A 22619-nucleotide genomic window follows, 5' to 3' on the forward strand; every position below is an offset into this window, starting at 1 on the left:
TCTCCTAACTTTACAGGTGCGGGCAGGTCAGAGTGAGAAGCCGATGCCGACATTGGCGCCAGCGCGGTTCTGCGTGTCATAGGTCGCCCCGGCCCTGATGACGGTCCGGCCGTTATCCATGACGCGCGACAAACCCACCGCGAACGCGGACTCGCCCTGGAAGGTGCCGGCGCCGACGGCGATCATGCCGCGGCCGGGCTCGAAGGCCTGGGGCAGCGCCGCTGCCGCAAGCGCGCCCGCGATGCCCGCATCGGCATCGCGCCGCAGGTCGTCCAGGCCGGCATCAAGGCCGGCCAGCCGCGAGTCCGTATAGGCATTCGCGGTCGCGACCGCATCCGCCAGCCCGTCGTTCAGCTGCTGCACGTTGACCGCATCGGTGGGCGCAACGCCCGCCGCCACGTTATGCAGCGTGGTTGCCGAACCGCCGGGGTTGAAGGTGACGGAATTGCCGCCCGCATCATACTGCACGGAGTTGTTGGCCACCTGCTGCACTTCATAGAGCTGCGAGCCGTTGACGGCATCGGTCGAGCCGGCGTTGACCGCGCCCGCACCCACGTTCCGCACGACGTTGCCGCCCATGTTCACGGTCGTGTTCGCCCCCACGGTGAGCCCGCCGTTGGCGTTGACGACGCCATTGAAGGTTGGGTTGTCCGCCATGGCGATCTGCAGCTCGTTGCCGTTCAGCGTCACGACCGTGTTGGAACCGGCCGTCACATTGAGGGTGCCGTTGGATGGGATGGTCGTCGGCGTCCCTCCGTTCGCCTCGAGCTGCCATCCGGCCGATCCCGTCTGGTTGATCGCCTGCAGCGCATCATTGATGTTGGTGTAGGTGTTGCCGCCGATGGTGAAGTTCGTCGTCAATGTCCCGGTGGTGGGGTCATAGCTCGAACCGCCGCCGATGCTGCCGGCAATGCTGTCCCCCAGATTTTGGATGTTCTGGGTGAGTGCCGCGTTGACGGCCTGCAACTGCGCGACGTTGACGGCGTCGGTCGCGGCCGAGCCCGCCGCCACATTGGTGATCTGGCGTTCGGCGCCCACCGCGCCGACCGACACTTCGCCGGCCGAATTCTGCGGCGCAACCAGGCCATAGGCCATGTAACCGGTGCGCGACCCCACAAGCGTCTCGGCACCGGCACCCAGCGCGATGCTGCCGGAGTGGTTGACGACGGCGCCCGGACCGATGGCAATGGATTGGATGCCGTTGGCGACCGAGTTGGTGCCAAGCGCGATGGCATCGGCCTGAGCGACTTCGGCATTCTGGCCGATCGCCGTGCCGCCCGGCGCGCTCATCTGCACCACCGCGCCGTTGCCGATACCGATGCCGTTGTCGCCATTGACCACCGTGGTCGGGCCCACCGCAATCGCCTCCGCGCCTGCGGCCAGCGAGTCCGGCGCCGTCGAGTTGGCGTGGAAATAACGCGTGGCCGTTGCCGAAACCGCGCCGATCGCCCCCTGCAGCTGGCGGATCGTCACCGCATCCTGCGCTTCCGTGCCGTCCGCCACGTTGGTGATCTGGCGCAGCTCGCCGGTTGCGGCATTGCCGACCGACACGGCACCCAGGAGGGTCGCATCCGTGGTGTTGTAGGGCACATAGCCGGTTCCGGCCGGGATGGTACCGGTCGTCGGCGTAATCGCGCGATCCGAGACCGAGCCGGAGCCCAGCGCCAGACCGCCATCGACGCTGGCAACCGCGTTGTTGCCGAGCGCCACGCTGTTGGCGTTGTTGGCGACGGCCTGCGGACCTACCGCGATGCTGTCCGTGCCGATCGCCTGGCTGTCGGCCAGCGTCGAGTTGGCGCGGAAGTACTTGATGCCCTCGCCGTTGTTGATGCCGGTGATGGTATTGTTGAGGTTGGTCACATCACCTTCGATGTTCGTCACACGGCCGTCGAGGTTGGTCACGTTCCCCTCAACGGTCGTCATGCGCCCATCGAGGTTGGTCACGTTGCCTTCAACGGTCGTCACCCGGCCATCAAGGTTGGAGATCGCCGTTGTGTTGTTGGCGATGTCGATGGTGTTCTCATCGACCTTCTGGTTGGTGGCAAAAAGCTGCGAGCCGTTGATGGCGTCGGTCGACATGTCGTTGATCTGGCCGGCGGCGACGTTCTGGAGTTGGCGCTCGGCGCTGGGAGCACCGATCGAGACAGCGCTCGTCGGCGTGCCGCCTGCGAAATTGTACGTGGTTCCGCCGACCACGCCGGTGAGCGTTGGGACCGGTGCCGAAGTCACCGAGCCCGAGCCCAGCGCCACGTCGCCGGCGTTGCTCGCCAGGGCGTTCGAGCCGATGGCGACCGACTCGTCGGCGGTGGCGCTGGCGAATGCACCGACTGCAGTGGAGTTAAGCCCGCCCGCCGCGGCCCGGTAGCCGAGGCCGGTGGCGGCCACCCCCGATGCGCTCGACAGGTAACCCGCTGCGGTCGCGCTCTGTGCAAGTGCAGCCGCTGCCGGACCGACGGCGAGGGAATTGGTGCCTTCCGCACGGGTTGAAGCACCAAGAGCCGTGGCACCCTGCACCGTCGCGCGGGCATTGTAACCCGTCGCCGTGCTCATCGTGCCCGTGGCCGAAGCGCTGACGCCCGCCGCCAGCGAGTTCGTTCCCGTCGCGCCGTCGTTGTTGTAGTTGCCGCCGATCGTGCCGCCGTCGTTGACGCTGTAGTAATGCGTCTCGGCGCTTGCGATGCTCGCCTCCAGCGCCTGCTGGGTCGCGTAGAGCTGCGAGCCGTTGATGGCGTCGGTCGAGCTGCCACTGATCTGTCCCGCCGCGACGTTCTGGATCTGGCGTTCGGCGCCCGGAGCACCCACCGAGACCACGCTCGTTGGCGTGCCGCCAGCGTAATTGTAGGTGGCGCCGCCGATCACGCCGGTGGGCGTCTGCACCGGCGCCGAGGTCACCGAGCCGGAGCCCAGCGCCACGTCGCCTGCATTGTTGGCAATGGCGCTGTCACCGAAGGCGAGCGAACCCGCCGCGCCCGCGCGGCTCATGTTGCCGAGGGCGACCGAGCCCTGGCCGATCGCCGTGTTGCTGTTGCCGATGGCGACCGCGCCGCTCGCCATGTTGGAGGCGGTGGCCGTCGCCGTGCCGTCCGCGTTGGCGATGTTGTTCGCACCGCCCGTGAAGGCGCCGGTGCCGCTGGCATAGCTGGGGTCGCCGATCGCGACCGCGCCGTCGCCATAGGCAACGTTGTCAGCGCCGATCGAGACCGCCTTGCCGCCGGTCGCGACAGAGTTGGTGCCGATCGCCACGGCGTCGTCCGCATCGGCCAACGCGTTGAGGCCGATCGAGGTCGTCCCGCTGGCGGCAACGCCGATACCGGCGTTGGTGCCGAGCGCGATGTTGTCGCTGCCGGACACGTTGTTGCCCGCAGAGGCCGACTGGGTGCCGTCGTAGGTGACAGTGCCGTCGCCGCTGCCCAGCGCGATGTTCCGCGTGCCGGTCACGCCTGCGCCCGCGCCCTTCTGGGCGTTGGTGATGCCGCCGCCGATGGCGACGTTCTGCGCGCCGGTGACGAACTGGCCCGCGCCGACGCCCATTGCGATGGAGTTCGTGTTGGTTGTTGCCGATCCGGCGCCTGCGCCGCCACCGATAGCAACCGCGCCGTCGGCGGCAGCATTGGCAAATGCGCCAAGGGCAGTGGCGCTCTGGCCTGCAGCCGTCGATTCGACACCCATGGCCGTGGCCCATTGCGTGGTCGCCTCGGCAGACGAGCCGATTGCGATGGCGCTGCCACCGGTGACGTTCGCCCCGGTGCCCATGGCAATGCTGCTCTCGCCGGTGGCATTCGCGTTAAGGCCGATCGAGGTCGTCCCGCTGGCGGCAACGCCGATACCGGCGTTGGTGCCGATGGCGATGTTGTCATCGCCTGTCACGTCGGAGCCGGCCGAGGCCTCAGGGCCTTCGGCAAGCAGAACCGTGCCATCGCCGGTTCCCACGGCGATGTTCCGCGTTCCTGTTACGGCTGTACCGGCGCCTCTCCTGACTGCGGATATTCCCCCGCCGACGGCAATGTTGTGAGCACCTTCGACGAATTGACCGGCGGCAACGCCCACTGCAACTGAATTGGCGTTACCAACAGTCGACTGGGAGCCCGCGCCGTGTCCCACCGCGACTGTGCTCAGGCCGACGGCCTGTGCTCCTGCGCCAACAGCCGTCGACTGCAAGCCGGACGCGAGGGAGTTGAAGCCAACGCTCAACGCTTGTTCGCCGGTTGACTGTGAGGCAGAGCCCAGGGCCGTCGAATTCAGGCCCGAGGCCGTAGCAGACGAACCCACTGCTGTGGCGTTTTCCGCTCCAGCCTGCGCCTGGTATCCCACGCCAGTGGCAGCTCTTGCCGAGGCGGTCGCAACATAGCCCACTGCGGTGGACAAATCCCCAAGCGCGTCCGCTGCAGGGCCCGCTGCGAGAGAGTTGATGCCCTCTGCACTACTGGACGGGCCGAAAGCGGCGGCACCCTCTGCCGTCGCGCTGGCGACTCGCCCAACCGCCGTCGCCAATCTGGCAGTCGCCGAAGCCCACGGTCCGATTGCCATCGAATCCATACCGGTCGCGCCGTCGTTATTGTAGTTGGGCTTTACGGTGCCGCCATCGTTGATGCTGAGATAATGCGTCGCCGCGCCGGTTACCGCCGACTGCAGTGATTGCTGCACGGCGAAGAGCTGGGAGCCGTTGATGGCGTCGGTCGAGGTGTTGCTGATCTGGCCCGCCGCGACATTCTGGATCTGGCGCTCGGCGCCCACTGCACCCACAGAGACGACGCTCGTCGGGTTGCTGCCGGCGAAGGTGTAGGGCGTGCCGCGAATGGTGGTGCCGGGCACCGCAACCGCCGTCCCGGTCACCGAAGCGTTACCCAGCGCCACGTCGCCGGCATTGGTGGCAACCGCCGACCGGCCGAGGGCAGTGGAAAACTGCGCGTCCGCCTTGGACGCAATGCCCAGCGCGATACCGGCGTGACCCGCGGCCGATGCCGACGTACCGATCGCAATGGCGTCGCGCCCGGAGGCAACCACGCCCGCGTCCCAGGCGTCACCGATTGCGATGGCACCGCCATTGGTTGCCTTTGCGCCAGAACCGATGGCGACCGCCATCTGCCCCGGATTGCCGCCCCCGGTGGCGACGGCACCGCTGCCGAGCGCGACGTCGGCGCCATTGGTCGCGGTCGCGCCATCACCGAAGGCGAGCGCGCCTGCGCCGCCCGCGCGGCTGGTATTGCCGAGGGCGACCGAGCCCTGACCGACCGCCACGTTGCTGTTGCCGATCGCAACCGCACCCGCCGCCTGGTTCGTGGCGGTGGCCGTCGCCGTGCCGTCGGCGTTGGCGATGTTGTTCGCGCCGCCGACAAAGGCGCCGGTGCCGCTGGCGTAGCTGGGGTCGCCGATCGCGACCGCACCATCGCCATAGGCGGTGTTGTTGGAGCCGATCGAGACCGCCTTGCCGCCAGTGGCGACCGCGTTGGTGCCCATGGCGACCGCTTCGGCCGCATCCGCCTTGGCGTTGGTGCCCATGGCGATCGCGGCGATACCGGACGAAATGCTGTTTGTTCCGATCGCGATGCCGTTCTGGGCATTTGTGCTGGCCCTGTCGCCCATGGCGAGGCCCGAGGGGGCGTTTGTCACCTTCGACCAGAAGCCGATCGAAATACCGTTGGTCGAGGTGGCATCAACGTGGTCGCCGGCATTGTTGGTGCCGATCGCGATGCTGCCGTCCGCCAGGGCGTGGACCTGATTGCCCAGCGCGGTGGCGTTGACGCCCGTTGCAACGGCATCATAGCCGATCGCCGTGCTTTCCAGACCGCTGGCGTTGGCCATGTAGCCGAATGCAGAGGCCTGGGTGTGGCCCGCAATGGAATAGGCACCCGTTGCAGTGGAGCGCAGGCCCGACGCATGGCTCTGACGCCCAATCGCGATGGCGTCGGTAGCCGACGCCGTCACATCGGTGCCGATGGCGATGGCACTTTCGCCCGTAGCGCCCGCTGTCGTGAGCGTGCGCGCACCAAGGACGATGGAGTTGATCGCCGCCGCCTCCGCGTCGAAGCCGATCGCGATGGCGTTCTGCTGGGCAGCATTGGCACCCGTGCCCTGAGAGATGGAATCCGTTCCGGCCGACGTGGCGTTGTAGCCGACCGCAATCGCCCGGCCGCCGGTCGCACCGTCGTTGTTGTAGTTGCCGCCGTTGAAGCCGCCGTCGTTGACGCTGAAATAGTGCGGCGTCGCGCCTGAGATGCTGGTCGCCAGATTGTTGATCGCCTGGTTGGTCGCAAAGAGCTGCGAGCCGTTGATGGCGTCGGTCGAGGTATCGCTGATCTGGCCCGCCGCGACGTTCTGGATCTGGCGCTCGGCGCCCACTGCACCCACAGAGACGACGCTCGTCGGGTTGCTGCCAGCGAAAGTGTAGGGCGCGCCACGAATGGTAGTGCCGGGCACCGCAACCGGCGCTGCCGTCACCGAGCCCGAGCCCAGCGCCACGTCGCCGGCGTTATTGGCAATTGCGGTGTCACCAAAGGCGAGCGAGCCTGCGGCCAGAGCCTGGCTGGTGCTGCCGATTGCGACGCTGCCTTGGCCGACCACGGTATTCTGGTAGCCGATGCCGACCGCGCCCTGCGCCGCCGTCCCGGCAACGCTCACGCCCTGGCCGCCGCCGCCGACCATATTGGTGTTGCCCATGGCGACCGAGCCGTTGCCGGTCGCGGTGTTGTCCATGCCCTGCGCCACCGCGCCGTCGCCCGTCGCGGTGTTGGGATCGCCGATCGCCACAGCGCCGTTGCCGCTGGCAACGTTGCCATAGCCGACAGAGACCGCCTTGCCGCCGGTCGCCCGCGCGCCGGTGCCGATCGCGACGGCATCGTCAGAATCGGCAACGGATTGACCGCCGATCGCAATCGCATTGACACCCGATGCGTTGGCACCGGCCGTCGCATTGCCGCCGAGCGCCACCGCGCCTACCCCGGAGGCATTGGCGAGATAGCCGTAGGCTGAAGCCAAGTCCGCGCTGGCCACGGCGCTGCGGCCGACGGCCGTCGAGGCCAAGGTACCCGTCGCTCTGGCACTCAGGCCGATCGCAACGCCCGCATTCCCGGTCGATTGCGAGGAGTTTCCGACGACGACCGAATTGATGCCAGACGCCGCCGTCTGATAGCCAATCGCCAGCGAGGCTTGGCCGGTGACATCCGAGTTGAGGCCGATGGCGATCCCATTGACTGCGCTTGCGCTGGCATTCGGGCCGATCGCAGTGGATTCGGATCCGCTCGCCAACGCATTGAACCCGATGGAGGTCGTCCTGCTGCCGGCAACGCCGATGCCCGCGTTGGTGCCGATCGCGATATTGTCATCGCCCTCAACCAAGCTGCCTGCAGCAGCCTGCAACGTTGCGTCATACATGGTAGTCCCATCGCCAGTGCCGAGGGCGATGTTGCGCGTGCCGGTCACGCCGGACCCAGCACCTCGCATGGTGCTGGCGATACCGCCGCCGATGGCGGTGTTCTGCGCGCCGCTTACGAGAGCACCGGATGCGACGCCCAACGCCACAGAGTTGGTGTTAGCGGTCGTCGACGAGGATCCAGCGCCTTGGCCAATAGCGACAGTACCTTGGCCAGCACCAACGGCACCCGAGCCAAGCGCAACCGAATAATCCGCTTCCGCGCGAGATGCATTTCCAAGGGCAACGGAAGCAATCCCCGAAGCCTGAGTAGTACGGCCGACTGCCGTCGCATAGAGCCCGCCTGACTTGGCCGAATCGCCAAGCGCAACGGCCGAATTGCCTGTAGCATCTGCATCATAGCCGATGGCGGTGGCCTGTGCCGCAGTCGCATCGGCCATCCGGCCGAAGGCGGATGATTGAAAACCGGACGCATGGGAATTGATGCCGACGACCACCGCCTGGTCGCCTTCCGCAGTTGAAAGGGTACCGATGGCAACGGCGGAAACACCGGTCGCGGAAGTGCTCGCGCCGATGGCGACCGGGCTCCCTTCTCCCGTCCCGTTGCTCGCCGTCGCGTTCATTCCAATCGCTACGGCCGCGTTGGTGGCAGGGGCTGCCGCTTGGCTGCCGGTGCCGATCGCCACCGAACCGGCACCGGTCGCCGTGCCGCCGCCGACCGCGTAATTCTGCGCCAGTGCAGGCGATGCAAACGAGGCCGACAGCGCCAGCGCCCCGACGCCTGTCAGGAGGCGGCTCAGGCCACTCAGTGCCAGGGAACTGCCAGAGGCGGAGAGCATGATCCGCGCCGGAGCGCTGCCACCCAGCGAGCCTAGGCCAAGATTGTTGCGCCGCACACCAAGCACGCGGTGGGCCATTCGCAAGATGGCCATGAGACGGCGCCGCTGCGAAGCGCTTGCACCGGCCGCCCAGTTTCCAGCAAAGCGAGCACCCCGGTTCCGCCGCGAAACAGATTCCAATCCGAGCATGACTCAGTCCCCCCTGAAAAAGTTCCCCGCCCCGGCGCCAGCCGCTGGGCAAGGAGAACCCATTGGCGGCGCGCAGTGTGCGCGCCGTCCCCGCCTCTCACCTGAATGAATGGTCCGCCCCGCCCCTGCTTGCCGGACGGCCAAAAATCTATTTCACGTCCGCCACACGGGCGATGGTCACGACCACGCATGACGGGCCATTGGCGATCATCATGGCCTGCCCTTGGTTGCCTCCGAGATTGTAGAGGGGCACGCCCGAGAGATTGCCCGCCGCCGTGCTGCCTTGCGGAAACAGTTTGATTACCTCGGCGCAGGACTGCTGGAACGGCGCGACGCGCACCAGCTGCCCTTCGCAGGATTTGCCGACAGGCGCTGCCATGACGACCCCGGCTGCCTGCCCGCTGTATCCGGGCGTATTATAGGCGATGCCCGCAACGCCCTGGACAGGGTGCTTGTCAGGCGCCTTGCCATCCGCCTGCGCCTGCACGGCATATGTGGAGCCAAGCGTTACAACCTGGCCCAGAGCCGAGAAGAGATTGGCGCATTGCCGGACGCCGAGCTTGTCGGCCTGCTGCCGGAAGGCATCGGCAGATTGAGGTGCCTGTGCCGGCGTATTTGCGCTCGCGTTCGGCACGGATTGAGCAGCAAGAGCCTGCTGCCCGGCAACGAGCAGAGAAAGGCCCAGAAAACCCCTTGCCATCGAGCCGAGGGCAAGGCGGGTTCGGCCGCCCCTGCTGCCGGTGGACAGGCCATTCGGGCCTAGCAGCTGTGAACCTTTTTCAACGTTACGCATGATCCTTAACTTTCTCCTGAACCTGGGCAATCCAAGGCACACAAACAGGAACCGCACTCGTCAGGCGTTCAACTGGCACAAAGGGTACTACAGGCAACTGTATCGCCGAAGTCACGATGCCTATATCCCTCAATAAAACAGCCTTTAGCCATAGTATCTACTAGCACTTGGTTTTATTTTCTGTACCTTTGATTAAATAAAATTTCTCCTCTCTGTCCAGTTATAAAACATGGCATGAAAATTAAACCCATTAACGCTACGATAACCTTTTTTGATGGATATTATTACTTTCATGTAAATTGTATTATTGCCATTGGCAATTTACTACCGCCGACGCGGGATACAAAACCGACTCAAAGCTGATTGAAATGCTTCATCCATTACTGGATTGGCGCCGCTTGATACTTGAAAATAGAAACAAATATCAGAAACAGAGGCGCCCCAAGTTGACGCCGCGGCAGATATCGCGGTGGGGACCGAGGGCTTGCACCGCCTGGCTCATGGCCAGCGTTCGCGGTTCCTACACTGTGAACTGGCGTTGAAATGTTTCTTAATCGCGCACTAAGCGGACTGCCAAATGGGATGCAAAAACGCGACGTACTCGCAATTTGCCTTTAGGTGGGAGTGGAGGGGGGCCTTCCGAACACACTCTCAACATGCGCGCAGCCGCGAGGTGTAGAGCGGAAGCGGCGGGACCGAGTGCGGCCCCGCCGAATGCCTTTCAGGAACCAACCGGGATGGGATGGTCGACAATGCCCTGGTTGAAGGCATGGACGAGCGCATGCTCGCTGGCCCCCGGATTGTCGCGAAGCGGCTTTACCGCCTCGACGAGGATTTCCGGGGCATCGGTGCCCAGCGCTGCGATCGTCTGGACAATGAAATCCTCCAGGGGCATCGCGCGCGGGTCGCCGCTTTTGTAGATCAGATCGGTGTCGACCCAGGGCGGCGCGATTTCCTGAACCCTGACGCCGGTTCCCCGCAGCTGGAAACGCTGCGACAGGGCATAGGAATGGAGTGCTGCCTTGGTGGCCGAATAGATTGCATTGGTCGCGAGCGGGACGAAGGCCAGGACGCTGGACGTGTACAGGATCGTTGCCTCCGGCTGCGCCTTGAGGTGCTCGATAAGCGCCGAGGACATGCGGATCGGCCCCAGCAGGTTGGTGGTGATCACCCCTTGCGCCGTGGCGTCATCGATCGGGCCTGCCACATCATCGAACGGCATGATCCCGGCATTGTTGAACAGGACATTGGTTTCCGGGAAGTCGCGGATTATCGTCTCGGCCGCACGCTTGATGCTCGCGGGATCGTTGATATCCAGCTCGATTGCAGCCATGCCGGGATTGACCGCGATGATTTCGTTAAGCAGCGCGCGGCGCCGGCCGGAAATGATGATCTTGTTGCCAAGGCGGTGCAACGCTTCGGCAAGGCCGCGGCCAATGCCGCTGGTGCCGCCGGTGACGAAGATGGTGTTGCCGGTCAGTTTCATCGAAATTCTCCTTGATCGAAAGGGGCTCAGGCTTTGGGCGCGGCGTCGGCATCGGCAACGTGAGGCATGTTCGACATGAATTTGTCCTTTCAGTAATGACTTGAGAGAGAGGCTGAATGGTCAGGCGGCAACGCCGAAGCGGGCCGCGGGCTTGCGTGCGGAGAGCTGCGGGCCAAGGGCGGCACGCGCCGCTTCATAGGCCCGCCACAGCTCGACATCGGCGAGCGCAGGGATCGTGCAGGTCTCGCCCTGGTCGAGCCCTGCGAGCGCGGCATCGACCATGTCCTCGGCGCGCATCACGATTTCGGGCGGCAGATTTTCGACGGGCAGGCCGCCAGCCTCCCAGAAATCGGTTGCCGTCGCGCCGGGTAGAACCGATTGGATGTGCAGCCCCTTGCTGCCGAGTTCGTGGTTCAGCGAGGCCGAGAAGGCCTGCACGAAAGCCTTGGTGCCGCCATAGACGCCATTGAGCAGCTCGGGCGCGAGCGCTACGATCGAGGCGATGTTGATGATCGTCCCCTGGCCCCGCGCGACGAAACCGGGGACCGCGGCGTAGGTCAGCCGCATCAAGGCAGTGACGTTCAGCCGAACCATCTCTTCCATGCGGTCGACATCGCTCTCCAGCAGCGCCGCGTGCGTCCCAACGCCGGCGTTGTTGACCAGCATGGTGATGCTCGCATCCTCGCGCAGGATCCGCTCCACCCGGGCAAGCGCCGCTGCATCACTGAGGTCAGCGGCAACGACTTCGACCGCGCGGCCAGTCTGGTCGGAAAGGCGCGCAGCCAGCGCCTGGAGCTTGTCCCTGTTGCGCGCAACGAGGATCAGGTCGTAGCCGCGGCGCGCAAGGCGGTCGGCATAGATCGCGCCGATGCCGGTGGAGGCGCCGGTGATCAGCGCTGTTCCCTCGGCAATCGTCGCGGTGTTGTTCTTCGTCATGGTTTTATCCTTCGGAGCAGTGAGATGATGGGGTGTCGCTTTCGGCACACCGGTTATGGCGCCGATGGACTTTGTCTCAAATGACGTATAAGTAACGGTTTTCGGACATCGCTCTGGGAGGGTCCCGTGCCCCACGTCGCCATGGTCCTTACGCCCGGCTTCCAGTTCCTCGCGCTCGGGGTTCAGGCGGCCTTCGAACTGGCCAACACGGTCGTCGGCGAGGACTATTATTCCCTCGCGATGCTGTCGCCCGAAGGCGGGCCGGTGCTCTCGTCGAGCGGCTTTGCCGTGCCGACCGAGCCGTTGGCTGAAGCGGGCGCGATCGACACCTTGCTGCTTCTGGCAGGGCTCAGCCCACCCCCGCCGCAGGACGCGCCGACGCTCGATGCCCTGTGCCGGGCGGCGCATGCCGCGCGCCGAGTGGCGGGTTTGTGTACCGGGGCGTTTCTGCTCGCCCAGATGGGACTGCTGGACGGTCGCCGCGCGACCACGCACTGGGCCTATGCGCGGCAGATGCGCGAGTCCTTCCCGTCCGTCCGGGTCGAGGATGACCGCATCTTCATCAATGAAGGGCAGGTCTGGACATCCGCAGGGCTGACGGCCGGGCTGGACCTTGCGGTCGCGCTGATCGAAAAAGATTTAGGGGCCGACGTGGCGCGCGCGGTCGCGCGGCGCCTGGTGATGCATCATCGCCGCGCCGGGGGACAATCCCAGCACTCCGAGATGCTGGAGCTGGCGCCCAGCAGCGACCGCATTCAAAAGGCGCTGATCCACGCTCGCACGCACCTTGCCAATCCATTGACGGTCGAAGAGCTGGCAGACGTCGCGGCGCTTTCGCCCCGGCAGTTCAGCCGCGCCTTCCGCGCGGAAACCGGGCAGTCGCCGGCAAAGGCCGTGGAGCAGTTGCGTCTCGAAGCCGCGCGATTGCTGCTCGAGGATACGCGCCATAGCCTGGAAGCCGTGGCGCGTGAGGCGGGCTTTACGGATCTGCGCCGGATGCGCGAGGCATTCCTGCGCCAATACGGCCAGCCGCCCCAGGCGCTGCGCCGAATGGCGCGCGTCGCCTGAGGCGTTGGCGCTTCAGCCGATCCGCCGCAGCCGCTCGAGCACCGGCGGTTTGGCGAGAAGCATGTTGAAGCGCCTGGCAAGACCGGTGAACGCCGGCGCCCGCCCATGGGCATCGAGGGCGGCCTGATCGGCCCATGCCTCGACCATGACGATGGTGCCCAGCTCCTCCAGACTCTCATGTGCGAAGTACGCAAGGCAGCCCGGTTCCTGGCGCACCTCCGGCAGGATCGCCGCAATCGCTGCGGCCAGTTCGTCTGCCTTGCCTGGTTGCGGCATCAGCCGCGCGACAAGATGGATCACGCCGTCACGCATCAGCGGCCTCCCATCCCTCGAGCACGATCTTGCCACGCGTGCTGGCGCTCTCGATCCGGCGATGCGCGGCAATCAGATTGGCGGCGTTGATCGGTGAGAGCGTCTCTGTCAGCGTGGTGCGGATCCGGCCGGCATCGACAAGTTCGGCAACTGTATCGAGCAAACGGCCCTGCTCGGCAACGTCCGGGGTGTCCAGCAGCGGGCGGGTGAACATGAATTCCCAGTGGATGGAGACGGACTTGCGTTTAAAGCTGGTCACGTCCAGGCTTTCCGGATCGTCGATCAGCACGAAGCGCCCTTGCGGCGCGATCAACTCGGCAATCTCGGCCAGGTGATGGTCGGTATGGGTTGTCGAGAAGACGTAGTCCGGCGCGCCGATGCCGAGGCTTGCAACCTGCGCGGCAAGCGGCCGGCTGTGGTCAAGCACATGGTGCGCGCCAAGGTCCCGCACCCATGCCTGGGTTTCGGGGCGTGAGGCCGTTGCGATGATCGTGAGGTCAGTCAGCGCCCGCGCGATCTGAATGGCAATGGAGCCGACCCCGCCTGCACCGCCAATAATCAGGATCGCTCGCGGGCCGCCTGTCGTCCTGTCGTTCGTGTGCAGCCGGTCGAACAGGGCTTCCCAGGCCGTGATGGCAGTCAGCGGCAGGGCCGCCGCCTCGGCCCAGCCGAGCGTGCGCGGCTTGAAGCCGACGATCCGCTCGTCGACGAGCTGGTACTCGGCATTGCTGCCGTCCCGCGCGATATTGCCGGCGTAATAGACGGCATCTCCCACCTTGAAGCGGGTCACCTCAGGACCGACCGCTTCAACCACGCCGGCCGCGTCCCAGCCGAGAATCCGTTCGGACCGGCCTTCGAGCGGGGCGGCACCGGTGCGGACCTTGGTGTCGACCGGATTCACAGATACGGCCCGAACGGCAACCAGAATGTCCCGGCCGGTCGGCGCAGGGCGCGGCAGGGTAACGTCGATCAGCGCATCGGCACGGTCGATCGGACCGGGCTGGCGATAGGCAATGGCTCGCATGGGTCTTGCTCCTTTTCCTTTGGACAAGAGCGATGTAATTGCAGGGCTGGATCATGTCATAGGTACAAAAATCGCCTATAGTGTCGAAAAGGATACTGTCACGATGGCCAAGGCCCGACATTCCCGGCTCGATTGCACGCCCGGCTGCGCGGTTGAGGCGGCGATCAGCCTGATTGACGGCAAGTGGAAGGCGGTGATCCTCTACCATTTGCAGGACGGCCCAGTGCGCTTCAACGAGCTGCGCCGTCGCGCGGGCGATGTGACCCAGCGTATGCTGACCAACCAGCTGCGCGAACTTGAGGCCGATGGCTTGGTCGAACGCGAGGTCTTCGCCCAGGTCCCGCCGCGGGTGGAATACAGCCTGTCCGAACGCGGCCGTTCGCTCTCGCCGATCATCGCCGCCCTTAAAGCGTGGGGCGATGCCAACATGGACCTGTTCGGCCGCCGCCGCACGGTGTGACGGACGAGGCCGTCCGGCTCATGAAAGAGCGGCTGCTGACCCGCTCTTCGTTGCTTGGAACCGACCGGCCGTTGTGCGCCCTTTGCCGTCATTCAGCGGCGTTCCTGGAAACCGCCGAGCGTTCATGCTCGGCGGCCGGGCGGCGCGTGCGCCCGTAAACGGGGCGCGGCTTAGTCTGCGGCAATCTTGCCGCGCCTTGCGAGGTGAATGATCTGGGCGGTCAAGCCGACCAGGAGAAGGACCAGCAGTCCTCCCTGAGCGCCGAGAAGCAGTGGCGCTTTCAAGTCGGTCACTAAGGGGTGACCATCCGGGACACGGCGCAGCACTTCAGTAATGGTCGGCAGCATCAAAAGAAACACACTGAGGCTCAGGCAGATGGTCTCGATATACTTGGCCGGGTGCGCCGGACCCAGAATGCGCTCGACCCTGTAACCCGCTATCAGAAGCAGAATGGTCACGGTACCGATGATGTAGCTGACCGACCCGTGCGCGACGAGAAACACCGTGGCAGCGCCGATCATCATGGAAACGAAATAGACGGCACCCAAAGGGGATCGAGGGACAATTCGGCCGTACCGGGCGAGCATGTAGAGAGCCGCGGGAATGGCTGGCAGGCTGCCAATCGTATGGATCCAGCCAAACGGGGAAATTCCAAACATGATGAATTGCCTTTCTCATCTGAGAGGATGTGCGAGCGAGCAGGCTGCGGTCGACAAATCTGGGGGATGCGGCTAATCAAACCTACTAGTTGGTAGAGAAAAAAGTCACGGTCCGGCTTGTCGGCGAAGCGCTGGCATCAGACGGCGATGCGTTCGAGCAAGGGATGGGTTACCGCACCAAAAGCGGTGGCGTCGCCGTAAGCGCGCGCTGAAAGCATCGCGCCATGCACGGTGGCCATGAACATTTCAGCATCGCCCCTGGCGGTGCTGCTCAGAGAGAGCCGGCCATGTGCGGCGCCACGCTCCAGGACAGAGGCAATCCAGTCGGAAAGCCATCGGAAATGCGCGCGCACTTCGAATGCAACTGCCTCGGGAAGTACTTCGATCTCGCTGGCGAGCAGGGCGCAGACGCAAAAGGGGTGGGACGCATCAGCAATGCAACGCTCCCAATAGCCGACATAGGCGCGAAGCTGCCCGAGCGGGTCGGGGACATTTCGTTCCAACTCGGCGATCCCAGCTTGAGCCTCTTCCCGATACTGGACAACCAGCACGCGGACGAGATCCGATTTGCTGGGAAAGTGATGGTGGATGCTCGCCTTGCGAATGCCAACCACATCCGAGATGTCGGCGTAGCTGAAACTGTTGTAGCCGCCCCTGACAATCAGGGTGCGCGCGCAGCGGAGGATGTCATCAGCTGTGGTCGATGGATTGCTCATATGCATCACCTACCAACTAGTAGGTTAGGCGTCAAGGAGGGCTATCTTGTTGTCCCCTTCCCGGTATGAGCAGTGGAATGACTGCTGATTCCAATCGAACTGACTCAGCATTCCAACGGGTGACCGTTTCTCGACAAGGTGACGAGGCGCCTTGGATTCCCGAACGGCAGCTTAGGAGGCGGAATCGCAGAAGAGCGGCTGTTCAGCAAATCCGAGCAGCAAGGTCTTCGCAATCTCTCGCGCACTCGAAGCAAGCGTCTCATCCGGCAGTTCGCCCGCGGTCCAGAAGGACAGCACCCCACGGAAGGCGAAGGCAAGCTGGCGCGGCAGGCGGCTCAGCGCCTCCTCCCGCCCGGCCATGCTCAAGCCTTCGCCAGCGCCCAGCGCCAGCGACCATAAGGCCGTAGAGTACGCCAGGACCTTTCCGGGCGATGGGCTGGCGGTGCCGATCCACCCCATCACGGCTCGGTTTATCTCCGGTTCCTCCAGCATCACCTCGACCGCCGTGTCGACGGCTAGCAGTACACGACCGGCGGCATCGGGAGGTAGCGCCAGCCCGGCGAAGCGCTTTGCCATCGTATCTATCCGCCGCCCCGAAAGGGCATACATGATCGCAGCCTTGCTCCCGAACTGATTGAACGGCGTCGCGAAGCTGACCCCGGCTTCGGCAGCAAGGTCGCGCATCGAGAAATCGGCCTTGCCTTGGCGGAGCAGCCGTTCCGCCGCGTCGATCACACGCTGACGAAGCGGTTCGCCTCTTGTGGCGGTGGCAGTATCCTGGGTCTTGTTCTGTGCCATGTCTCTATTTATATCATGATATAGTTTCAATCATAGCCCGGAGTTAGACCATGGCGGCTGCCCTCTCCAAGACTTTCCTCATCACCGGCGTCAGTTCCGGTCTGGGGCGAGCGTTTGCCACAGGTGCGCTTGAAGCGGGACATCGTGTAATCGGAACCGTGCGGCGAAGGGATGACGCCGAGGTCTTCGTCGCGCTCGCGCCGGATCGTGCCTACCCGCTTGTGCTGGATGTGACGGATTTCGATGCGATCCCGGCGGTAGTGGCCGAGGCCGAACTGCAGGCTGGTCCGATTGATGTGCTGGTAAATAACGCGGGTTACGGCCATGAGGGCGCGCTGGAGGAATCGTCCATGGACGATCTCCAGCGCCAGTTTGCTGCCAACGTCTTCGGGCCCGTCGCGATGATCAAGGCGGTGCTGCCGGGCATGCGCGAGCGGCGTCGCGGCCATATTATCAACGTCACTTCCATGGGCGGCTTCATCACCATGCCCGGGATCAGCTTCTATTGCGGGAGCAAATTCGCTCTCGAAGGAATCTCCGAAGCGCTTGGCAAGGAGGTGGCAAGCTTTGGAATTCGGGTGACGGCGCTCGCTCCTGGCCAATTCCGCACGGACTGGGCCGGACGTTCCATGGATCGCACGCCGCGCAGCATTGCCGACTATGACGCGGTCATGGACCCGATCCGTGCCGCGCGACAGGCGAAGAGCGGCAATCAACCGGGTGATCCGGCCAAGGCTGCACAGGCGTTGCTCGCGCTGGTCGAGGCCGCCAATCCGCCGGTGCGGCTGTTCCTGGGCGACGACGCGCTGGGACTGGTCGAACAGAAGCTCGACGGGATGCGAGGCGAAATCAGCGCGTGGGAGAAGCTTTCGCGTTCAACCAGCTTCGCATCATGAGCGCTTAAATCTAACGGTAGCTTATGAAGGCGCTCCGCGCGTCTTCATAAGTTTACAATTGGGGCATTAACGATCGTTTGTGCGAGCCAGCCGGGGAATGGCAGCTAGTGTGAGCTCGCCTCCTATAAGCAGACAGCCCCCTCACGGCCAAGCATCGCCATGGCATAGCACCCAACCATGCGATAGCGTGGGATAAAGCCATGTATTATTGGCTGTATAGTGCTCAACCGAAGGCGAGAGTCCATGTCCTGCGTCAGTATGCGGTTTAGGAACCGGTACGGGGTTAAGGCACCCCAGTTCGCCTATTAAGGAACGCCGACAGTGTAGGCTGGATTTCCAGTCCCAAACTCCGGGCCTTGATGACACTTTAGGCCGCCTTTCGGTAAAGTGGCGTAAATGACACTTTGCATTGTAAGAGTTCAGAGTCCCGCGCACCGCGACTGGCATTTTCGTCATTGCCTCGCTTCGAAAAAGCCTAAGCCTTGCCCACTTGCATCCCGCGCGGCGGGGCACGTCGCACCATGTCCTTGAAGGGCTTGGGCGGCCTCAGGCGCGCATGGCACCGTGCGCGCACCGGCTCACCCGATGCGCGCCGCGCCGACTGCATAATAGGGAGCTGCGTGTTCCGGCTGATAGGAGTGAGAGCGCCGGCTCAGGGCAGCACGGGTTCCCCGGCCGGAACGGCAGCCTGGATGTCCTGTTTGCCCGCAGCGGCGGGATTAATCAGCTCCTTGGCCATGGCGCTCAGCTGGTCGTCCACGGCCTTGTCCTCTTCCATGATGCGGTGAAGGATCTCGGCCTCGCTCATCCGATCCATGGTCTTGGCGTATGTGGCCGCCGTGCCTAATCCTGCGATCTGATGGTGGATCAGCCGCTGGAGGGACGCGACGATGCCCGCATCGCGCAGCGCATCCGACCCGCTGACCTTCCGCATCTTCTCCGTCTCGTGCACGAGGGCTTCCATGGCGTCGTCCTCGTGAATCTCAGGCGCGGCCTCGCACCGCTGCAAGATCTCGGCGATCTCATCCTGATGATGCTGGATCTGAGTCCGGTAGCGGCCGAGATGCTCGCGGATCGCACCGTGCTCAACAGCCGTCTCCAGCGTCTCGAGCAGATCTTCCATCTGCGCCTTGGCGTTATGAAGTTCCTGAAGCTCGTTGATATAGAGGGTGTTGAAGTTATCGATGCTGGCCGTTCCGGACATAAAGGGCTTGGCCATGATGCGGAACATGTTGGCATAGCCCTGCCCCAGCGGAACATTGTCCGTCATCCTGGCCTTCATCGGGCAGTAGCGTGTTGCGCCCCGGGCAAGCAGGGATGCGCTGGCCAGCCCGAACAGCGCCCGCTTCGCCAGGCTGCCCCTGCGGGCCCCCGCCAACAGCGCAATACCGCCAAGGATGGAAAGCACGCGCTCCGTGCCCGTCACGTTGCGCCGCGCATGGTAGTAATTGCCTTCAGCAGACCGGTTCGCCATGTTGAGTGAGCTCCTTCGATGCAACGAGGGAACGCCCCCGCCCAATTGTCCTGCCCACTAAACACACGTCCGCCGCTGCCGTTCCGCGTCAGGCCGGGCGGCACGGCCCCGCCTCCGCAGCACCCAAGCTCTTTAGTCTGCTTCCAAATCGCGCCTCAGCCGCTGGCCGATCTCCGCCAGAATTTCGAACGAGCGCAGCCGCGCCTTGTGATCGTAGATCTGCCCCGTTGCCATGACTTCATCAACGCCAGTTTCCTGAAGGAAGGCCTGCAAGGCTTCCTCCACCATCTCCGGCGTGCCGACGCCCGAGCACGACAGGGCATGTTCGACGCCGAATTTCTCCGCCGGGGTCCAGAAGCCCTCCATCGTCTCGCGCGGCGGCGGCAGCGGCCCCGCCCTGCCCCGCCGCAGGTTGACGAACTGCTGCTGGACGGAGGTGAACAGGCGGCGCGCCTCCTCCTCGGTGTCGGCGGCGAAGACGTTGAAGCCCGCCATCACGTAAGGCTTTTGCAATACGGCGGAGGGGCGGAACAGCGCCCGGTACAGCTTCAGCGCCTCCATCAGATGGTCCGGCGCGAAGTGGGAGGCAAAGGCAAACGGCAGGCCAAGGCTTGCCGCCAGCTGCGCGCTGAACAGGCTGGAACCTAAGAGCCAGATAGGCACGCTGAGCCCCGCCCCCGGCACGGCAGTGACCGCCTGCCCCGGCTCGGCTGGCTCGAAGTAGCGTTGCAGCTCCGCCACGTCCTGCGGGAACCGCTCCGCGCTGTTGGCGAAATCACGCCGCAGGGCGCGGGCCGTCATCTGGTCCGTTCCCGGCGCGCGCCCCAGCCCCAAGTCGATGCGCCCTGGGTAAAGCGCCTCCAGCGTGCCGAACTGCTCGGCCACCACCAGCGGCGCGTGGTTGGGCAGCATGATGCCGCCCGAGCCCACCCGAATGGTTTTGGTGCCGCCCGCGATGAAACCGATGGCCACCGCCGTTGCCGAGCTGCCGATGCCCGGCATGTTGTGGTGCTCCGCCAGCCAGTAGCGACGGTAGCCCCAGCGCTCGGCATGCTGGGCAAGATCAAGGCTGTTGCGGAACGCCAGGCTGGCATCGCCACCCTCGATGATCGGCACAAGGTCAAGAATCGAAAGAACAGTCACGGCAAACGCGCCTCTGGCTGAAGAAACCCAAACATTGATCCCTTTATGTGCCCCCTGGGAGGCGGCCTTCAAGAAACCGTCCCCGAACAGACCGTCACCAGCCGTAGAACACTGCAATTCCCGGCGCACTGGAACGCAACAGCCAAGGGTCTCGTCCGTTCCTGCCAGTCAAACCCAGCAGCAGGGAGACCGGCTATGGCGGAGGAAAGCAAACCTGGAGGCAATCCCAGCGGCGTTGGCCTCACAACCCGCCAGGGGCACCCGATCTACGACAACCAGAATACCCGCAGCGTCGGCCCGCGCGGCCCGCTGGTGCTGGAGGATTACCAGTTTCTCGAAAAAATCACCCACTTCGACCGCGAGCGGATCCCCGAGCGGGTGGTGCACGCCCGCGGCGCGGGCGCCCACGGCTGGTTCGTGCCGACCGGCCGGGCGGGTGATGTCTCCATTGAGGAGTACAGCCGGGCAGCCGTGTTCCGCAAGGGCACGCGAACGCCGGTGTTCATCCGCTTCTCGACCGTCACCCACGGCGCGCACAGCCCGGAGACGCTGCGCGACCCGCGCGGCTTTGCCATCAAGTTCTACACCGGAACCGGCAATTGGGATTTGGTTGGCAACAACCTGAAGGTGTTCTTCATCCGCGATCCCATCAAGTTTCCGGATCTCATCCACGCCTTCAAGCCGGACCCCGTGACCAATATCCAGAACTCCTGCCGCATCTTCGACTTCCTGAGCCTGACGCCCGAGTCCACCCATATGGTCACGTGGCTGTTCAGCCCGTGGGGCATCCCGGCCAGCTATCGCGAGATGCAGGGCTCGGGCGTCAACACCTACAAGCTGGTCAACGGCCACGGGCAGACCGTGCTGTGCAAATTCCACTTCCAGCCCAAGATGGGCGTCCGCAACCTTCGCCAAGAGGAAGCCAGCGCCATCCAGGCCACCGACTGGAACCACGCGACGCGCGACCTCTACGAGGCCATCGCCCGCGAAGAGCACCCCGAGTGGGACATGTACATCCAGGTGATGAGCGACGACGACCACCCCGAGCTGGACTGGGACCCGCTCGACGCCACCAAGCTGTGGCCGGAAGATGAGTTTCCCATGCTCCACGTCGGCCACGTAGTGCTGGACCGGAACCCGGCCGACTATTTCAACGAGGTGGAGCAGGCCTCCTTCGGCACCGGCGTGCTGGTGGACGGCATCGATTTCTCTGACGACAAGCTGCTCTTGGGGCGCACCTTCGCCTACTCCGACACCCAGCGCTATCGCGTCGGCCCCAACTACCTGCAACTTCCCATCAACGCGCCCAAATGCCCCTTCGCCACCAACCAGCGGGGCGGGCAGATGTCCTACTTCGTCGATGGGGCGGACCAGGGCGCGGACCCGCACGTCAATTACGAGCCCTCCAACCGCGACGGGCTCAAGCAGCAGGAGCGGCTGGGCCCGCCCCCGCGCATCTTCGTCGAGGGGCAAGTCGGCCGCCAGCCGATCGAGCGGCCCTGTAACTTCCGCCAAGCGGGAGACAGGTGGCGCCTGTTCTCCGAGGACGAGCGCAACGAACTGGTGGGCAACCTCGTCAACGCCCTCTCCCAGTGCGACCGCATCATTCAGGAGCGGATGGTTGGCCACTTCACGCAGGCCGACCCGGAGTATGGCCGCCGCGTTGGCGAGGGGCTGGGCATCCCGGCTCCGGCGGCATCGCAGGCAGGGCCCGCTTGAGGCCACACGTTATCGGCTATTTTTGCAAATAACTCTCATTTGTGACTACCGGCGAACCTTGAGAGTCACTATAGAGGCGGTATGTCTGATTCGACCGCCCGAGACGAAACAAGGCTCCGGAACCGCAGGGGGTTTTGGCTGCGCCATGTGCAGCGCTGGCACTGGATCAGCTCCGGCGTGTGCCTCATCGGCATGATCCTGTTTGCCCTCACCGGCATCACCCTCAATCACGCAGCCCAAATCGAGGGCAAGCCGCAGGTGGTCGAGAAGGCGGCGAGCCTGCCCGCCCCGCTGCTGGCCGATCTCCAGCGCGGCATGGAGGAGGGTGACGCCCCGCTGCCCGCCCCGCTGCGGGACTGGCTGAGCGAGGCGCTGGACGTGTGGGTGGAGGCCCAGCCGGCGGAATGGTCGGCGGACGAAATCTACCTCTCCCTGCCCCGCCCCGGCGGCGATGCGTGGCTGAGCATCGACCGGGAGACCGGGGACGTCTTCTACGAGAAGACCGACCGGGGCTGGATCGCCTACCTCAACGACCTCCACAAGGGCCGCAACACCAGCGGCGCGTGGTCGTGGTTCCTCGACATCTTCGCCGCCGCCTGCCTCGTCTTTTCCGTCACCGGCCTGCTGCTGCTCCAGCTCTATGCCGGCCACCGCCCGGCCACCTGGCCGGTGGTCGGGCTCGGGCTCGTCGTGCCCGTCATTCTCGCCATCCTGATGATCCACTAGGAAGAGAGGCCC

General features: G+C 64.7%; 16 protein-coding genes. 5 read left to right on the plus strand and 11 right to left on the minus strand.

Going from position 1 to position 22619, the window contains the following annotated elements:
• Positions 1-27: 27 nt before the first annotated feature.
• The 4 genes from L0C21_RS13880 to L0C21_RS13895 all read right to left on the minus strand — a co-directional run bounded on the left by L0C21_RS13880 (position 28) and on the right by L0C21_RS13895 (position 11612).
• On the minus strand, positions 28-8301 hold the full coding sequence (locus L0C21_RS13880; protein WP_259279034.1) for a hypothetical protein: 8274 nt from the start codon (positions 8299-8301) through the stop codon (positions 28-30).
• Positions 8302-8545: 244 nt separating this feature from the next.
• Positions 8546-9190, minus strand: coding sequence for a hypothetical protein (locus L0C21_RS13885; RefSeq protein ID WP_259279035.1), 645 nt, complete (start codon positions 9188-9190; stop codon positions 8546-8548).
• A 721-nt stretch (positions 9191-9911) separates the two neighbouring features.
• The gene (locus tag L0C21_RS13890) at positions 9912-10676 is read right to left on the minus strand and encodes an SDR family oxidoreductase (RefSeq protein WP_259279036.1); all 765 of its coding nucleotides are present in this window, start codon (positions 10674-10676) and stop codon (positions 9912-9914) included.
• A gap of 120 nt (positions 10677-10796) precedes the next feature.
• A complete protein-coding gene (locus L0C21_RS13895; RefSeq protein ID WP_259279037.1) occupies positions 10797-11612 on the minus strand; it encodes an SDR family NAD(P)-dependent oxidoreductase in 816 nt (271 codons plus the stop codon).
• A gap of 126 nt (positions 11613-11738) precedes the next feature.
• Between L0C21_RS13895 and L0C21_RS13900 the strand changes: the two genes are divergently transcribed.
• Positions 11739-12680 (plus strand): GlxA family transcriptional regulator, encoded by a 942-nt coding sequence (locus L0C21_RS13900; protein WP_259279038.1) that lies wholly within the window; start codon positions 11739-11741, stop codon positions 12678-12680.
• Positions 12681-12692: 12 nt separating this feature from the next.
• On the opposite strand, the gene L0C21_RS13905 is transcribed toward L0C21_RS13900, so the two are convergent.
• Both L0C21_RS13905 and L0C21_RS13910 read right to left on the minus strand, forming a co-directional pair.
• Positions 12693-12992 carry a putative quinol monooxygenase gene (locus L0C21_RS13905; RefSeq protein WP_259279039.1) on the minus strand — a complete coding sequence of 100 codons (300 nt, stop codon included), beginning with the start codon at positions 12990-12992 and terminating at the stop codon, positions 12693-12695.
• Positions 12985-14016 carry a zinc-binding alcohol dehydrogenase family protein gene (locus tag L0C21_RS13910; RefSeq protein WP_259279040.1) on the minus strand — a complete coding sequence of 344 codons (1032 nt, stop codon included), beginning with the start codon at positions 14014-14016 and terminating at the stop codon, positions 12985-12987. The genes L0C21_RS13905 and L0C21_RS13910 overlap by 8 nt, the downstream gene beginning before the upstream one ends.
• Before the next feature lie 103 nt (positions 14017-14119).
• On the opposite strand from L0C21_RS13910, the gene L0C21_RS13915 reads away from it, so the two are divergent.
• Positions 14120-14476 carry a winged helix-turn-helix transcriptional regulator gene (locus tag L0C21_RS13915; protein WP_259279041.1) on the plus strand — a complete coding sequence of 119 codons (357 nt, stop codon included), beginning with the start codon at positions 14120-14122 and terminating at the stop codon, positions 14474-14476.
• A gap of 170 nt (positions 14477-14646) precedes the next feature.
• Here L0C21_RS13915 and L0C21_RS13920 read toward each other — a convergent pair whose 3' ends face one another.
• From L0C21_RS13920 to L0C21_RS13930, 3 genes are all read right to left on the minus strand, one after another.
• Positions 14647-15135: a hypothetical protein gene (locus L0C21_RS13920; protein WP_259279042.1), complete on the minus strand. Its 489-nt coding sequence runs from the start codon at positions 15133-15135 to the stop codon at positions 14647-14649.
• 137 nt (positions 15136-15272) lie between these two features.
• On the minus strand, positions 15273-15851 hold the full coding sequence (locus tag L0C21_RS13925) for a TetR/AcrR family transcriptional regulator (protein ID WP_259279043.1): 579 nt from the start codon (positions 15849-15851) through the stop codon (positions 15273-15275).
• 171 nt (positions 15852-16022) lie between these two features.
• Entirely contained in the window at positions 16023-16649 is a 627-nt protein-coding gene (locus tag L0C21_RS13930) for a TetR/AcrR family transcriptional regulator (RefSeq protein WP_259279044.1), read from the minus strand.
• Between the two features lie 50 nt (positions 16650-16699).
• On the opposite strand from L0C21_RS13930, the gene L0C21_RS13935 reads away from it, so the two are divergent.
• Positions 16700-17545 carry an oxidoreductase gene (locus L0C21_RS13935; RefSeq protein WP_259279045.1) on the plus strand — a complete coding sequence of 282 codons (846 nt, stop codon included), beginning with the start codon at positions 16700-16702 and terminating at the stop codon, positions 17543-17545.
• Between the two features lie 652 nt (positions 17546-18197).
• Here the strand turns inward: L0C21_RS13935 and L0C21_RS13940 are convergent.
• Both L0C21_RS13940 and L0C21_RS13945 read right to left on the minus strand, forming a co-directional pair.
• Complete coding sequence (locus tag L0C21_RS13940) at positions 18198-19019, minus strand: DUF892 family protein (RefSeq protein WP_259279046.1); 822 nt, start codon at positions 19017-19019, stop codon at positions 18198-18200.
• Positions 19020-19151: 132 nt separating this feature from the next.
• Complete coding sequence (locus tag L0C21_RS13945) at positions 19152-20162, minus strand: LLM class flavin-dependent oxidoreductase (protein WP_259279047.1); 1011 nt, start codon at positions 20160-20162, stop codon at positions 19152-19154.
• 195 nt (positions 20163-20357) lie between these two features.
• Between L0C21_RS13945 and L0C21_RS13950 the strand changes: the two genes are divergently transcribed.
• On the plus strand, positions 20358-21881 hold the full coding sequence (locus L0C21_RS13950) for a catalase (protein WP_259279048.1): 1524 nt from the start codon (positions 20358-20360) through the stop codon (positions 21879-21881).
• Positions 21882-21962: 81 nt separating this feature from the next.
• Entirely contained in the window at positions 21963-22607 is a 645-nt protein-coding gene (locus tag L0C21_RS13955; RefSeq protein WP_259279049.1) for a PepSY-associated TM helix domain-containing protein, read from the plus strand.
• Positions 22608-22619: the final 12 nt, after the last annotated feature.

This window comes from Pedomonas mirosovicensis (assembly GCF_022569295.1).
In the GTDB taxonomy this organism is placed as follows: Bacteria; Pseudomonadota; Alphaproteobacteria; order Sphingomonadales; family Sphingomonadaceae; genus Pedomonas; species Pedomonas mirosovicensis.

Excerpts from the sequence above, each read along its gene's own strand:
- L0C21_RS13920 (WP_259279042.1), bottom strand. The coding sequence starts at position 15,135 with ATGTTTGGAATTTCCCCGTTTGGCTGGATCCATACGATTGGCAGCCTG.
- L0C21_RS13880 (WP_259279034.1), bottom strand. The coding sequence starts at position 8,301 with ATGGCCATCTTGCGAATGGCCCACCGCGTGCTTGGTGTGCGGCGCAAC.
- L0C21_RS13915 (WP_259279041.1), top strand. The coding sequence starts at position 14,120 with ATGGCCAAGGCCCGACATTCCCGGCTCGATTGCACGCCCGGCTGCGCG.
- L0C21_RS13895 (WP_259279037.1), bottom strand. The coding sequence starts at position 11,612 with ATGACGAAGAACAACACCGCGACGATTGCCGAGGGAACAGCGCTGATC.
- L0C21_RS13935 (WP_259279045.1), top strand. The coding sequence starts at position 16,700 with ATGGCGGCTGCCCTCTCCAAGACTTTCCTCATCACCGGCGTCAGTTCC.
- L0C21_RS13905 (WP_259279039.1), bottom strand. The coding sequence starts at position 12,992 with ATGCGTGACGGCGTGATCCATCTTGTCGCGCGGCTGATGCCGCAACCA.
- L0C21_RS13955 (WP_259279049.1), top strand. The coding sequence starts at position 21,963 with ATGTCTGATTCGACCGCCCGAGACGAAACAAGGCTCCGGAACCGCAGG.
- L0C21_RS13940 (WP_259279046.1), bottom strand. The coding sequence starts at position 19,019 with ATGGCGAACCGGTCTGCTGAAGGCAATTACTACCATGCGCGGCGCAAC.
- L0C21_RS13950 (WP_259279048.1), top strand. The coding sequence starts at position 20,358 with ATGGCGGAGGAAAGCAAACCTGGAGGCAATCCCAGCGGCGTTGGCCTC.
- L0C21_RS13890 (WP_259279036.1), bottom strand. The coding sequence starts at position 10,676 with ATGAAACTGACCGGCAACACCATCTTCGTCACCGGCGGCACCAGCGGC.
- L0C21_RS13930 (WP_259279044.1), bottom strand. The coding sequence starts at position 16,649 with ATGGCACAGAACAAGACCCAGGATACTGCCACCGCCACAAGAGGCGAA.
- L0C21_RS13925 (WP_259279043.1), bottom strand. The coding sequence starts at position 15,851 with ATGAGCAATCCATCGACCACAGCTGATGACATCCTCCGCTGCGCGCGC.
- L0C21_RS13885 (WP_259279035.1), bottom strand. The coding sequence starts at position 9,190 with ATGCGTAACGTTGAAAAAGGTTCACAGCTGCTAGGCCCGAATGGCCTG.
- L0C21_RS13910 (WP_259279040.1), bottom strand. The coding sequence starts at position 14,016 with ATGCGAGCCATTGCCTATCGCCAGCCCGGTCCGATCGACCGTGCCGAT.